This is a genomic window from Deefgea sp. CFH1-16 (assembly GCF_016881365.1).
Lineage (GTDB): Bacteria > Pseudomonadota > Gammaproteobacteria > Burkholderiales > Chitinibacteraceae > Deefgea.
In genome coordinates this window covers 1,378,728-1,392,305 of record NZ_WLYT01000001.1, presented here as the reverse complement: position 1 = coordinate 1,392,305, position 13,578 = coordinate 1,378,728, and the positions used below count along the sequence as shown (strand labels likewise).

The 13,578-nt window shown below is 46.6% G+C and carries 17 protein-coding genes and 2 pseudogenes; 5 read left to right on the top strand and 14 right to left on the bottom strand.

What is annotated here, in order from left to right:
- Positions 1-29 precede the first annotated feature (29 nt).
- The 14 genes and pseudogenes from GKO28_RS07670 to GKO28_RS07615 form a co-directional block, all read right to left on the bottom strand.
- On the bottom strand, positions 30-308 hold the full coding sequence (locus tag GKO28_RS07670; RefSeq protein ID WP_182075868.1) for a hypothetical protein: 279 nt from the start codon (positions 306-308) through the stop codon (positions 30-32).
- Positions 292-1,011 (bottom strand): glycosyltransferase, encoded by a 720-nt coding sequence (locus GKO28_RS07665; RefSeq protein ID WP_203564008.1) that lies wholly within the window; start codon positions 1,009-1,011, stop codon positions 292-294. Before GKO28_RS07665 ends, GKO28_RS07670 begins: the two co-directional genes overlap by 17 nt.
- Positions 992-2,851 carry a glycosyltransferase gene (locus tag GKO28_RS07660; RefSeq protein WP_203564007.1) on the bottom strand — a complete coding sequence of 620 codons (1,860 nt, stop codon included), beginning with the start codon at positions 2,849-2,851 and terminating at the stop codon, positions 992-994. Before GKO28_RS07660 ends, GKO28_RS07665 begins: the two co-directional genes overlap by 20 nt.
- A gap of 62 nt (positions 2,852-2,913) precedes the next feature.
- Positions 2,914-3,141, bottom strand: coding sequence for a hypothetical protein (locus GKO28_RS07655; protein WP_203564006.1), 228 nt, complete (start codon positions 3,139-3,141; stop codon positions 2,914-2,916).
- Positions 3,141-3,377, bottom strand: a complete 237-nt coding sequence (locus GKO28_RS07650; protein ID WP_182075867.1) for a hypothetical protein — start codon at positions 3,375-3,377, stop codon at positions 3,141-3,143. Before GKO28_RS07650 ends, GKO28_RS07655 begins: the two co-directional genes overlap by 1 nt.
- 13 nt (positions 3,378-3,390) lie before the next feature.
- Positions 3,391-4,683 (bottom strand): DUF4214 domain-containing protein, encoded by a 1,293-nt coding sequence (locus tag GKO28_RS07645; protein WP_182075866.1) that lies wholly within the window; start codon positions 4,681-4,683, stop codon positions 3,391-3,393.
- 54 nt (positions 4,684-4,737) lie between these two features.
- Positions 4,738-5,295: a hypothetical protein gene (locus GKO28_RS07640; protein ID WP_203564332.1), complete on the bottom strand. Its 558-nt coding sequence runs from the start codon at positions 5,293-5,295 to the stop codon at positions 4,738-4,740.
- Positions 5,296-5,494: 199 nt separating this feature from the next.
- Positions 5,495-6,013: pseudogene (locus tag GKO28_RS22745) on the bottom strand (FkbM family methyltransferase); the annotation flags it as partial.
- 69 nt (positions 6,014-6,082) lie between these two features.
- A complete protein-coding gene (locus GKO28_RS07635) occupies positions 6,083-6,919 on the bottom strand; it encodes a glycosyltransferase family 1 protein (RefSeq protein WP_182075865.1) in 837 nt (278 codons plus the stop codon).
- The gene (locus tag GKO28_RS07630) at positions 6,895-7,335 is read right to left on the bottom strand and encodes a hypothetical protein (protein WP_182075864.1); all 441 of its coding nucleotides are present in this window, start codon (positions 7,333-7,335) and stop codon (positions 6,895-6,897) included. The genes GKO28_RS07635 and GKO28_RS07630 overlap by 25 nt, the downstream gene beginning before the upstream one ends.
- Before the next feature lie 5 nt (positions 7,336-7,340).
- Positions 7,341-7,994 carry an ABC transporter ATP-binding protein gene (locus GKO28_RS19520; RefSeq protein WP_182077425.1) on the bottom strand — a complete coding sequence of 218 codons (654 nt, stop codon included), beginning with the start codon at positions 7,992-7,994 and terminating at the stop codon, positions 7,341-7,343.
- Positions 7,995-8,120: 126 nt separating this feature from the next.
- A pseudogene (locus GKO28_RS19515) lies at positions 8,121-8,771 on the bottom strand (ABC transporter permease); the annotation flags it as partial.
- 3 nt (positions 8,772-8,774) lie between these two features.
- The gene (locus GKO28_RS07620; RefSeq protein ID WP_203564004.1) at positions 8,775-9,221 is read right to left on the bottom strand and encodes a hypothetical protein; all 447 of its coding nucleotides are present in this window, start codon (positions 9,219-9,221) and stop codon (positions 8,775-8,777) included.
- Positions 9,157-9,876, bottom strand: a complete 720-nt coding sequence (locus GKO28_RS07615) for a hypothetical protein (protein WP_203564003.1) — start codon at positions 9,874-9,876, stop codon at positions 9,157-9,159. Before GKO28_RS07615 ends, GKO28_RS07620 begins: the two co-directional genes overlap by 65 nt.
- Positions 9,877-10,176: 300 nt before the next feature.
- On the opposite strand from GKO28_RS07615, the gene GKO28_RS07610 reads away from it, so the two are divergent.
- The 5 genes from GKO28_RS07610 to GKO28_RS07590 are packed head-to-tail and all read left to right on the top strand — an operon-like array spanning position 10,177 to position 13,573.
- A complete protein-coding gene (locus GKO28_RS07610) occupies positions 10,177-10,512 on the top strand; it encodes a hypothetical protein (protein ID WP_203564002.1) in 336 nt (111 codons plus the stop codon).
- Positions 10,490-11,344: a glycosyltransferase family 1 protein gene (locus GKO28_RS07605; protein WP_203564001.1), complete on the top strand. Its 855-nt coding sequence runs from the start codon at positions 10,490-10,492 to the stop codon at positions 11,342-11,344. The genes GKO28_RS07610 and GKO28_RS07605 overlap by 23 nt, the downstream gene beginning before the upstream one ends.
- The gene (locus GKO28_RS07600; protein WP_182075863.1) at positions 11,341-12,360 is read left to right on the top strand and encodes a beta-3-deoxy-D-manno-oct-2-ulosonic acid transferase; all 1,020 of its coding nucleotides are present in this window, start codon (positions 11,341-11,343) and stop codon (positions 12,358-12,360) included. The genes GKO28_RS07605 and GKO28_RS07600 overlap by 4 nt, the downstream gene beginning before the upstream one ends.
- A 30-nt stretch (positions 12,361-12,390) precedes the next feature.
- Positions 12,391-12,987 (top strand): hypothetical protein, encoded by a 597-nt coding sequence (locus GKO28_RS22205; protein ID WP_203564000.1) that lies wholly within the window; start codon positions 12,391-12,393, stop codon positions 12,985-12,987.
- Entirely contained in the window at positions 12,920-13,573 is a 654-nt protein-coding gene (locus tag GKO28_RS07590) for a hypothetical protein (RefSeq protein ID WP_203563999.1), read from the top strand. The genes GKO28_RS22205 and GKO28_RS07590 overlap by 68 nt, the downstream gene beginning before the upstream one ends.
- Positions 13,574-13,578: the final 5 nt, after the last annotated feature.

Sequence of the window (13,578 nt, the reverse complement as noted above, 5' to 3'; positions counted from 1 at the left end):
AATACATTCCTAGTGGGTACAAAAAAGGGTTAGCGTTTGTTTTTACGTTTGTTTGAATAAGATGGGCTTGGTTTTTTATTTGGGTATTTATTGCTAGCCTTTGATTCTGATGGCGTGGAAGTAGATACCTCAACTTTTTGGGCTTGTGCTTCAGGTGCTACGCTTGGCTCGTTGGCTTGAACTTGGTGTTCAAGCACAATTTGATTGTCGTTATCGCTGTGCGCCGCAATTTCAAGCAAGCTAATGGTTAATTCGGTGCCTTCATTTACCCAAACACGCACTTCCAAGTCGCTAGTGGCGTGTTCCAAGGTAAATACATGGCTGATTAAGCAGGGGTTTGTGTGTGTCAACTAGGGGGGCAGTGCTAACCACTAACGTGCCACTTTCGCTGGCGATATCAAGTAGTGCACCCTGTGCACCATTCACGCCAAAATGGCCGTGCAGCGCAATTTGGTATTGCCCAGCAGCTAGTGCTAAATATGGGCCAAACAACAGATAGCCTGCCTTGCCGTTAGCCTCAATATTTCGCCCAGAGCGTATGCCGACTTGCGTACCTAAGCGCTGATCGCTACCCCAATAGCGATGAACATCATCAGGCATCCATTCTTGATACCATTGCTCACCGAGTATCACATCTAATAATTGTTGTGTGCTTTGCTGCCATGTAAGCCAAGGCATAGAGTCTGAATAAGGCGCTTTACCCATTTGTTCTAAACGCAACCATTCAGCAATCGAATTGGCAAGATCAGCTGGTGTAAGTCCTGAGAAAAAGTGCGCATGAGCACCAGCAACTTCACGGAAAACAGGAATATCCCGCGCAATAATTGGCAGCTTATGTTGTGCTGCTTCAATCAGTGGTAAACCAAAACCTTCGCCTTCAGAGGCTGCAATTAAGCAGGTCGAAGCGGCATAGACTTTCTCTAGATATTCATCACTAATACCATCCAGCCAAAATAGGCGTTGATTATGTTCGGGATGATTGCGCAACATTTCAATCAGTAAAATCGACATTCCAGCCACGTTTGCCGACAATAACTAAATTAACGTCAATACTTTGCCCCCATAGAGCTTCAAAGGCTAATAGCGTTTGCATTTGCCCTTTACGCGGTTCAATTGTCCCTACCATTAAAAAGGTAGGGCAGTTAGATAGTTTTTTTAGAGTGTTTTCGTTATCAATTGTAAAACCTAGACTAGGCACAGAGCTTGATACATCTGCGCCTAGATGAAACCATCCTAATTTAAATGGGCGAAGTCTTTTAGGGCTACATGTTTCTAGCCAATCAGCCATTTCATCCGCAACTGCTCGAGAAATACATAATGCACCATCAGCTTTCCCTAGAATGGTTAGCCATTTCGAGTGCGCGGAATATGCCCCATCTGGGAACTTATTTGGTAGTGAAATTGGGAGTAAATCGTAAATCGTAAAATAAATCTTGACGCCGATATTTTTCCAATTTTCATAAGTAGATGCTTGTTTTAAAACTACATGAGGTTGTAAATCTAAGCCTAAAAATATATCGCCATTAAATACGTTTATTGATTCGTCATCAATATCAATAGTCGGTAGGTTTAAAAAATTACTAATAAATCTTCTCGCATATTTATAGCCATTTTTTTCACTTGTAGCATAAACAGCTTCTATTGTGAATCCTTTAGGTGGACTTGTTAATAGTTCATAAAGAATACTGCGTACGACACGCTGTATTCCTGTTTTTGAGTCTACATTAACTAGTTGAGATATGTCTATTAATAACTGTTTATTATCTGATGTTTTATGATTGTTAGATATCGCCTCTGATATTTTTAACAAGTCCTTTTGATGATAGGTAGCTTTAGAGATTGTAGATATATTTTTAATTAAAGTGGAAAGCAGTCCTGCATTAAGCGTACTTGTATCTATGATGTTGGATTTTTTTTGATTGCTCACGTAAAATTTTTCAAATGCAGAAATCGATCTTCTTGCGCTCTCATCCCAACTGAAGTTTTTGGAGTATTCTATTCCATGTTCAGAAAGTTCTTTTCGTAGAGTCTCATTAGTTAAAACATCTGTTATTTTTTCACAGATTGAGTTGGCATCAAATGGGTCAAATAAAGCATCTTCTCGTCCTATTACTTCCGGTATGCTTGTTGTATTTGAACCAATCACGGCTGCGCCACACGACATTGCTTCTAATGCTGGGAGACCAAAGCCTTCATGCCATGAAGGAAAAACAAATAAATCACAAATATTGTAAAGATTGATCATTTGCTCATCAGTGACTGAGCCAGTAATTATTAGATCTGTTGGTTTTATTCCGTAATAGCTAGCGTATTGTTCAAACTTATTTTTGTTCTCATCTGGTAGGCCACCAACAATTGCGATTTGATATTTTTCTTTTATTTCTGGGGAGAGCAAAGAAAATGCTTTTATTAAACGGAGATGATTTTTTCGTTCATCCGTTGCACCAGAATACATAATGAATGGGCGTGATAATCCAAAGTGAGTTCTAATTTTTTGCACTTCTGATGTGCTAATTTCTTTTGGTTTAAAATCTAAACCTACAGCAGCAGCAATATTTGTAATTTTGCACGCATCTAAATTTAAATGTGTAATGGCTTCTTGTCGTGAAGATTCTGATATGGCTAAAAATAAATCTGCATTAGATAAAAATTTCAATTGTGTTCTGTAGAATTTTTCATAATCTGGATTCGGACTAAGATATTTTTCCTCTTCAATTAATGGAATTGCATCGTAGAAAGTAACCGCCGTTGGGATTTTTAGTGTTGATTTCCCAATACTATGTATTGAATTGTCACCAAAACCATCAAATAGGCTAGTTATATGTAAAATATCTGGCTGTAAACTGGCCAAGAAAGTTTCCCGGATGAATGTTGCAGAATCTCTACGCCAAGTATTGGCGGAGTCATTTGCATTTACTGGACCATGAGAATTCCATACCCGAATATTTTCTTGCGGTAAAAGATTGTAAAATGCGGCTCTAATTGGCTCAATAGTTTCTGGAACATTCCATTGAGTGCAATTAAAATCTCATGCTCGCCTCGATTACGCACCATCGCTTGTGCTAAAGCTAAGCTATAGCGGCCGATACCACGATGTCGGCTTGCAGATTGCGCACCTTGTAAATCAATCACGATACGCATTATGCGGCCCTCTTGGCATGCTGTTTAGCTGCTGTTTTAAGTTGAAAATAAATATCTTTTGCACTGCTAGAAAGAGTTTTTAGCCCTTCGATTTCTTCAGATTCGGTGGAAGCCAATACCGCAGCTGTGCTTCTTGCGTTTGGATTTGCAATCATTTGCTGCGAAATCAATTGATGTACACCGGCTAAGGCCTGCTCTAATTGATTAAAGCGTTGTTGATTTTCGGCGCTCATCATGAACAACTGATTTTCAATAGCGCGCAGTTTGCGTTCGGTGGCGGTATTGCCTTCGCCACCATTGAGCTGGCGCAGGCACCAACCGATCACTGGCTTTTGCCCTTGGCGATACTGTGCAATTGCCTTGCTCTAAGCCTTGAATTTGGGCGTGATGGGCTTGGCCTTCTGCCGAGCTTTTTAATTGGGCTAATAGGCCAATTTTGGCGTAGCCGCTGCGTAGCCGTGCCAAGTAATAGCTAAAGCCTTCTGGGTCGGCAGGGCGGCCGAGCACGCATTGATAGGCGCTGTGAATAAACTGCTGATCGTGTAATGCCAGCAATTGCGTGAGGGTGCTGGCAATTTCGGGCGGGCTGGTCGGCTCGGGAATAGGCATGCTAGGGCTCTCAATAGATGTCAATAAAATAGGGTTAACAATGGGATTGGTGGCGGTCCAAACTGGCGCTGTGCTTTGAGGAGCTGCTTGGCCGTTGCTTGTGACGAACGCTGCAAGACTGCGTAGTGGCGCGGTGATGCGCCAGCTCAGGCTGGCATGGGTTTGTGCCAGTTGGCGCTGTACTTCGCTGAGCGATTGGCGCAGCTGTAGGTTCAGCGCTTGCTCTTGGCCAATCTCGGTCTGTAGTTGCGTTGCTACGGCTTGGCAGTCCTCGATTTGTTGCTGGGCTAGCTGTTGTTCGATTTGCTGGTGTTGGACTAGGGTTTGAGCGTGCTGCTCGCGTTGCTGGATTTCGCTGCTTAAAGCGTTTTCTCTCTCAGCTGCAGCGAGATTCAGTTGTTGTTGAGCGAGCTGTTGCTGCGTAATTTGCTGCTGCAGTGCTTGGGTGTGTAGTTGATGTTGTTGGCTGAGTTCGGTTTTTTCTTCGTTGGCCGATTGTTGCTGGGCCAAGAGTTGCGCCGCAATGTCTTGTTCGCGTTGGATTTGTTGGCTCAATACCGCTGCCAGTTGTTGCTCAAGCTGGTGTTGCTGCGTGTTGAGTGCGGCTTCACGTTCGGCGTGTAAGGCATGGTATTGCTGCGCTTGGTTTTCAAATTGTTCGATCAGCGCTTGTTTGCTGGCATCGGCTTGCTGTTGTTGGGCCAAAAATTGCGTGGCAATGTCTTGTTCACGCTGGATTTGCTGGCTGAGTAGCGCGGCGAGTTGTTGCTCCAGCTGCTGTTGCTGGGCATTAAGCGCTGCTTCGCGCTCCATATACAAGGCATGGCACTGCTGCGCTTGGCTTTGAAATTGTGCGGCGAGTGCTTGTTTGTCTGCGTCGGCTTGCTGCTGATCGGCAAGGCGTTGCGCGGCGATGCTTTGTTCGCGCAGCACTTGGCGTTGCAGTAGGTCGGCTATTTTTTTGTTGGCTCAGTTGATTGCGCTCTATCAGTACTTGTTCGCGTGCTGCCGATTGTAGTTGCAGTGTGTGTTGTTGGTTTTTTTGTGCAGTTCTATGAGGTTTGTTTGCTGTTGGGCTGCAGTTTGTTGGGCGTTGATGTGTTGCGCGGTTATGCCTTGCTCGCGCTGGATTTGTTGTTGCTGCCATTGTTCTAGTTTGGCTTGAATGGCATTGGCTTGCGCCAATAGCTCGGCTTCGCGCTTGGCATAGTGCTGTTGTAGCTGCTGGTTTTGTAATTGTTGAGCGGCGATTAAATCCGATTTTTCTTGTGCTGCTTGTTGTTGTGTTGCCAGCATTTGCGCGGCAATACTTTGTTCGCGCTCGATTTGCTGGCGCGCGAGTTGTTGGAGTTGTTGTTGAGTTTGGTATTGTTGCTCGATTAGGGTTTGTTCTTTGCTTGCGTATTGCTGGTGTAGCTGCTGCGCTTGTTGATTGTATTGTTGATGCAGTGCTCGTTCTTGTTCTAATTGCGGCGTTTTTACCGTTTCTAATTGATGGGCGAGTTGAGCAATTTCGGCCTTGGCGCTTTGTTGGTATTGCTGCAATTGCGCTTGCGCCGCAGCGATGTTTCTTTCGGCGCGGGTTTTCTATTAGCTTGTGAAAAGGCGCACTGGCTGTGCCATTGAGGGCAAATCCATCAAAGACATTGGGTGGGATTTTAAAGGCCTGTTGTAATTCCGGATGCGCATCCGAAATGTAATAGCGGTTTAAACCATCAAAATATACTGCGGTATAACCGTAGCTAATTAATGTGGTTTCCCATGTTTGGTGGGTTTCGATTTGCGTAAGTGGTAGCGTGCTTTCAACCACCACAATCCAAGGGCGTGCGGCAGATATACCCCAGCTGAGTAAAACCTGCTGCTCAAATCCTTCTACATCAATTTTTAACCAGTGGATCTCTGCTTGAGGGCAGGTCTCAAACACGGCCGATAGTGGCATGCTGGCTACAGTAATTTCGTGGACATCAAAACCGCGATTTTGGTGCTGTGTGGCGATTTCTTTGTCTGCGGTTGAAATGCCAGTATTGCGGATTTCATAAAAAGACATAATCGGCGCGCCATTGCCAATGGCGGCTTGAATAACAATATCGCCAGCGCGTTGTTGCCGCCGAAGTAGCTCGGCGTAATGTGGTGTTGGCTCAATATGAACACCGCGCCAGCCTTGCTGGTGAAATGCAAGGCTAACCGAATCGATGGTTGGGTCTTGCGCGCCAATATCGATATAAAACCCATTGCTCACATGTGAGAGGGCGCGCCAAAGCATGACGTCTTCAAAGTTTTGCGCGTACGAGGTAATGCTCATGTGCGATTCCTGACTATGTCTAAATGCGGTCTATGGGCGATTGAGGCCAAGGTTGGTCAGCAATGCCGAGGCACTGTCGTGCCAAGTTTCATTCATCGTTTGATAAATGATCGGGTCTTGATCGAGTTGGCTCAGCCAATGGGCGAGCTCGATGTGCATTTTTTCGGTGTTGTGCGCGTCAAAATAAGCAATGCCTTGATCGCCGATTTCTCTAAATACAGCGATGTCGCGGGCAAAAATTGGCTTTTGATAATGCATTGCTTCACGCAGTGGTAGCCCGAACCCTTCGGCATAAGAGGCCACAATCACGCCCGAGCAACGGATATACAGCTGCTCTAATAGTTCGTCTGAGGCATTGGCTAGCCAATGCAGCGAGGGGTTGGGGTGATTGCTGAGCTGATGCTGCAAATCTTCGGTTTGCCAGCCGGCTTTGCCAGCGATGATGAGATTGATCGCATACCCTTGCTGCCAGAGCTTTTCAAAGGCGGCCAGCACTTGGGCATGCCCTTTGCGCGGCTCTAAAGTGCCAACGATTAAGATGGCTGGTTGCTGAAACATTTGAACCAATTGCTGCTCAATATTTGCGGGCAGCCCAGTGCTTGGCAGGCTATTTTGCAGGTCTGCGCCTAAGGGGATGGTGCTGATCGCTAGGCGATTGTTCAGTGCATATTGCTGGGTGAGCCAATGGTTTAAATCGGCTTTAACGGTGTTTGAAATACAAATTGCACTATCAGCAAAGATGGCAATGGTTTTGAGCCAACGATGAAAATTTTGGCTTGATTTGGGCTTGAACCATTCGGGGTGGCGTACCGGTAGTAGGTCGTAAACGATGATGTGGATCGCTACGCCGGTGGTTTTCCAGTGCAATAGCTCGGGGTGGCGCTTAGGCAGTAAGTGCGCGCATAAATCGAGACCAAGAAAAATATCGCCTTGGTGGGGGGCAACTTTTCTGGCTTGGCTTGTGCGATTTTGCGGTAATTGGGTGAGCCAAAATCTTGGGGGGCGTAATGGTAGCCGTGCTGATGCGTGCAAAAAACGGGCTTTACGCTGTAGCCCGCTGGTGGATTTTTGAGTAGTTGTAAGAGTAGGGCGCGGACGACTCGCTGAATGCCAGTGCCGGCATCATTTTGGATAATGACTGAGACATCGACCAGCAGTTGCTTATCTAAATGCGCTAAATGTGGGCTTTGGGCTGGCACGATCGCCTGCACGCGCTGGCGTGCATCGCAGATTGAGCATTGACGCAAAAAATGGGCTTTGATGGCTAAAAATAATCGGCGCATACAATTTAGGCGGAATGCTGCTGGTAGAATTCAAAGGCTTCGTCAACTTGGTCGAAAGTGTTGAGTGTGCCGTTGATTAAAACCGCTGCGTGTTGGCAGTGTTCGCGTACATAACCCGGATCGTGCGAAACCAAAATCATGGCGCGATCATTGCGTTTTTCAAATAGCTCGATATGGCATTTTTGGTGAAAGCGGCTATCGCCAACCGAGACGATTTCATCAATTAAAAAGCAATCAAATTCAATGGCCATTGAGATGGCAAAAGCCAGCCGTGCTCGCATACCCGATGAATAGTGTTTAACGGGTTCGCGTAGATAGCGGCCTAGCTCAGAGAAGTTTTCTACGTATTCAATTCTGGGGCGAAAATCGACGCCATAAATCCGGCAAATAAAGCGTAGATTGTCTAGCCCCGTTAACGAGCCTTGAAACGCACCACCAAATGCCAGCGGCCAAGAGATACTCATGCCACGGTGGATATGCCCATGAGTAGGTTGCTCGGCCCCGCTAATTAGCCGAATGAGTGTTGATTTGCCTGCGCCATTGCGGCCTAAGATGCCGATTTTTTCACCCGGGCGAATATTCAGATTAATCTGGTTGAGCACGGTGACCATGCCGCTGCGGGTGGGATAGGCTTTGCTTAGATTTTGAATTTCGATCATTCTGGGCGTGACTTTTTTGCTGCTAATGCGTTCTTGCGAAAGGCCTAATGCAGTGAGGATGAGGCAGCATAGGGCCATGTAGGCGATGTCATGATGGGTGCGAACGGCTGCGCCAAAGTAGCCATCACGTAATATCTCTACCCCATGCACCATCGGTAGCCACAAAATGGCTTCTTGGGCTGGTTTCGGCAGCCAGTCCACCATAAATGCCGAGCCTGATAGTGGAAACAAAATATAGGCTGCGGGATGCCAGAATTTTTCGACCATTTCGCTGCGGCAAGATAGCCCGCCTAAAAATAGCGCGAGCGACATCCCAAACCACGCCAACATAAACCAGCCCGTGATCACTTTTAGAATATCTTGCGGCATTTTCATCATGCCCAGTGCGGTAAAAATAATGGCGAGCACGATAAAAGAAATCGTGGCACCGGCGGCTTCGAGTAATAGCCGCGCAGCAAAAATATCCATGACTTTGACATTGCGGTGATACATCAGCGATAAATTGGGCTCAATAGCACCGACGGTACGCGCTGGCATATTGCGCCAAAGTAAGACGGATGAATAACCCGTAATCGCAAAGGCAACAATTGGAATGGTTGAGTTGTTATGCATCCCTGCCATTGTCCAGAGCGCAGTTACCCCGAGCGTGAACATCATCGGCTCGACAAATAGCCACATAAAGCCAATATTGTGTCGACCATAGCGGGTGAGTACTTCGCGCATTAATAAAGCGCCAATCACTCGCAGTTGTATTTTTAAAGCTCTGGCGGTGCGCATAAATCAGTCCATATGCTCACGAACGCCAGCCAATAGCATGCTCATTACCGCAAAAACTAAGAGGCCAATAATAAAGGTGGCGGCAATTCCGCGTAGTCGTTTCGGTTCCATTGCTTGATCTGGCAAGCTCGGTTGAATTGCGCGTTCTAAATACAGCTGTTTGCGCTGGGCTTCGTTACGCGCTTGCTCTAATGAAACTAAGGCGGTGGCGAGCATTTTGTCAGCGAATTCTCTTTCTAATACCAATTGCTGGTATTGGGCGGCTTTACCAGCGAGCGAGCGTACGCCACCGGTCACGCGTTCGGTTTCGGCGGTGATGGCGTTTTCTAAAATACCGACTTTTTGACGCAAGATGGGTAATTGCGGATTATCTTTTGCCAGCGTTTCAAGTTGTTGTACTTGAGTGCGAGTAGTGATTAGTTCTTCTTGTAGTTTTGATATTTGTTGCAATGGAATTGTTGATTGTTTTTTCTGGATCAATTACGCCTTTTTCATTGCGATAATTAGCCAATGCCAATGCAGCTTCTTTGGCTTTTTTCTGAGCATCAAGTACTTCTTGATTCGAAAAACGAATCATGTCTTGGCGGCCACGCTCATTTAATTTGTTGACTAAGTTTTCTGCTAACACCACGAGCCGTTGATTCATTGCATGGGCATCTTCGGCAGTAAATGCTCGCGTGGTGAGCGTGGTAATTGAAGAGGCCGAGTCAAGCTGCACATTGACTTTATTTTGATAGTAACGGAAGAATGATTCAAAACTATCATCCCAATCTAAGCCAGCAAATCGGCTAAAGATATCAATTGATGGGGCTGAAAAAGATTGTTTCAACTTCATTTCGTCGTTAAGCGATTTTAATGCGTCTCGCGACAAAATATAGTCTTGTACGGTATATGAATCGTCTTGGGCGCGAGAAAATCCAGCGCCTTTTAACATCATGCCTAAAGGAGATGCACTTTGTTTTTCTGGGCTGCGAACCACAAACCGAGACTCAGATATATATACATTAGAGGCGATGAAACCAAAGTAGATCACCGCGATTAGTGTTGGAATTAGCGTGGTGTAGAGAAATAGCTTGTTTTGCCACAGCTTTTTGATCGGAGTCATTAGGGTGGGAATTGTGGTTTTTAGTTTATTCAACATCGCTTTGTAAAACAAAATGCTCGTTAGCAATTTAGTGCAGCTTGAAAATGCAGGTATGGTTGTCTGAACGATTGTGGCTAAAATATAAAAGTGTCTGTATTGATGCAAACACCTTGAGCGAAAATTTACCCGGTTTGGTTTTTGCTAAACCGTTGAATTGATTTGTTTTTTTATTATCATAATTAGAGTTGATTGATTTTTTTATAAACAAATTAAAGCGAAATTCAATTATACTATAGTTCTGTTGCTATGAATTGATCCTCGATGTATAAAATAATAATTGATGCCACGCGTTCAATCGATAGAACGATGCAAGGTCGTTTGCCTACTGGGGTTGATCGGGTTGTTTTAGAGTATATCCGTCATTTTTCTGCTGATTCTCGTGCATTAGTTCGATTGAATTCTCGGTGGGTATTATTAGCGAATGCTGATTCAAAAAAAGTTTTTTCTGCATTGCTGCAAGTTAATAAGGGTTTTAAGTCTTGGGTGCAGCGCTGTGTAGCAAAGTCTTTTTTTAATTCGAATGATGATCTACATCAAGCGAATGTATTTTTAATTAATGCCGGTCATTCTGGGCTTGAGAATAAAAAATTATATTAAAAAGTTAGCGTCGATTCAGGCTAGGCCGTTATTTTTTGTTCATGATTTAATTCCGATTTCTCATCCCGAATATTGTCGCCCCGGTGAATTGCAGCGCCATCAATTGCGAATGCAAACGGTGTTGACGTATGCCCACGCGGTGGTGGTGAATTCTCAGGCGACTTTGGATGAGTTGCGCGCTTTTGCATTGGCGCAGGCTTTACCCATGCCGCCTGCGGCAGTGGCGTGGCTGGCGGCGGCTGATTTGCCGTTGCAGGCTTTACCGCGCCCTGTGCCGGGGCCGTATTTTGTGATGCTGGGTACGATCGAGGCGCGTAAAAATCATGCGTTTATTTTGCAGTTATGGCGGCAATTGGTATTGCGCTTGGGCGCTGCTGCGCCAAAGTTGGTGATTATTGGTCAGCGAGGCTGGGAATGCGAAAACGCATTGGATTTACTTGAGCGCTGCCCAGCTTTGCAGGGGCATGTTTTAGAGATTGGGCGTTGTACTGATATTGAATTGGCGGCGTATTTGCAGCATGGGCAGGCTTTGTTGTTTCCTTCGTTTGCCGAAGGTTTTGGCATGCCGATTGTTGAAGCTTTTGCCCAGAAATTGCCGGTGCTGTGTAGTGATTTGCCAGCGTTTCATGAGATTGCGGGGGATATTCCCGAGTATGTCGATCCTTTAGATGGCGCGCGTTGGTTGGCTTTGATTGGTGATTATTGCGATAGCCAGCATCCTTTGCGGGTGGCGCAGTTGGCTAGAATGGCGGGGTTTGTGGCGCCGACTTGGGCCGACCATTTTGTGGTGGTTGATCAATTGTTGGCTAGCCTTGATCCGGTGCCAGTATGAGCGCTACGGTTTTTGCGCTGGGGTTTTCAAATTGGAAGCGCCGTACGTTAAAAAGTTGCTTTCCTGGGCAAACGGTGCGCTTTGTTGATGATTGGTCGGCGCTGCCCGATGGGGCGATTTTGGTGGTGTGGGGCATGCGCGATGTGCGTGCTTGCCCGATTCGTTTGCAGCAAGTGATTCGGGTTGAGGATGGTTTTTTGCGCTCAGTGGGCTTGGGGGCCGATTTGATTCGGCCTTTATCGTGGGTGCTGGATACCAAGGGGATGTATTACAACGCGCAGCAGGTGTCTGATTTAGAAACCTTGTTAAACCACGCAGAGATCAGTGCTGATTTACTGGCGCGCGCTGGTGATTTACATCAGCGAATTTTGGCGGCAGGGCTGACTAAATACAATGTAGGGGCTGGGGTTTGGTCGCGCCCGGCGGATGTTGAGCAGGTGATTTTAGTGCCGGGTCAGGTTGAATCAGATGCTTCATTAGCATTTGGTGCGAGCGGTATTCGGCACAATATGGCGCTATTGCAGGCGGTGCGGGCGGCACATCCGCGGGCATGGCTGGTGTATAAGCCGCATCCTGATGTGGTGGCGGGGCTGCGCGCGGTGGGGCAAGATGAGTCGCTGGCGGGGCAGTGGTGTGATGAAATTTTACACGATGTACCAATGGGGGCGATTTTGCCGCAGGTGGACGAGGTGCATGTTTTAACGTCGCTGACGGGGTTTGAGGCCTTGCTGCGCGGTAAGCGTGTGGTGTGTTACGGCCAGCCGTTTTATTCGGGCTGGGGCTTAACGCAGGATCAAATGTTTAATGCACGGCGTACTAGGGTATTGAGCTTAGAGCAGCTAATTGCTTGCTGTTTGATCTTATACCCAAGGTATTTTTCTAGGGATTCTCGGCATAGTGCTACGCCAGAACAGGCGCTAGATACCTTGCAGCAATGGCAACAGCAGCGCGCTGGGCCTCAGTGGCTGCGGCAGGGTTGGCGTTTTATTTTACGGAGTGTGGTTGGCGTACGATGACGAGTCGAGTTTTTTTTTTTTTTGCAGGGCGTGTGTTCGCCTTTTTTTGCCCGTTTGGCACAGCAGCTGCGTGCCAATGGTCATACCGTTTATAAAATTAATTTTAATGCGGGTGATCATTTGTATTGGGGGGGGCAGAGCGCTTGGCATTACCGTGGAGACACTGCTGATCTAGCCAATTTTATTGCGGATAAATACCTTGAGTTTGGGATAACCGATCAAGTGTTGTTTGGTGATCGGCGACCGGTGCATTTGCCTGCTGTAGCTGCGGCCAAGGCTTTTGGGGTGCAAACGCATGTGTTTGAAGAGGGCTATTTTCGCCCGTATTGGATCACCCTTGAGCGCGGTGGCGTCAATATGCATTCGCCCCTGCCTAAAGATCCGGATTGGTATTGGGAGGTAGGCGGGGCTTTGCCCGAGTATGGTGATGGCCAGCCATTTCGCTCGCAATTTAGTATTCGCACAGTGCACGATGTGGCCTATCACGTGGCGGGGTTTTGGAATCCATTGTTTTATCCCGGTTATAAAACCCATGCGCCAGTCACCGCGCCGGTTGAATATGCCGGTTATTTGCGGCGCTTTGCCCAGCTGCATTGGCAAAAAAAAACGCGATGCGGCCTGTATTAATGAGCTGTATGAATTAGGGCAAAGCTATTATGTGCTGCCTTTGCAGCTCAATAGTGATGCGCAAATTCGTGATCATTCGCACTTTGATAATATGCAGCAGGTGATTTCGCATGTGATGCATTCTTTTGCTTTGCATGCGTCGAGCAATACCAAACTGATTATTAAAAATCATCCATTGGATATGGGGCTAGAAGATTATCCTGCTTATATTCAGCGTTTAAGTCAGGCTTTGGATTTGCAAGGTCGAGTTGATTATCTTGAATCGGGAGACCTAAATAGTTTGCTTGAACATGCGCGTGGCTTGGTAACGGTGAACAGTACTGCGGGTGGTTTGGCGGTGAGCTTGGGCTGCCCAACGATCACTTTAAGCGATCCGATTTACAATTTACCTGGGCTGACTTTTCAGGGCGATTTGGATGACTTTTGGTATGCCAGCGAGCCGCCGTCTATGGCGTTGCTGTCGCGCTTTCGCAATACCGTGATTCATACCTCGCAACTGAATGGTGGATTTTTATTGCAAAGCGGGCAATCGTTTAGCGATTGGCCCATGCGCGCAGCGCTTAGTGAGCGCTGTGTCTCCTCTTGACGAAT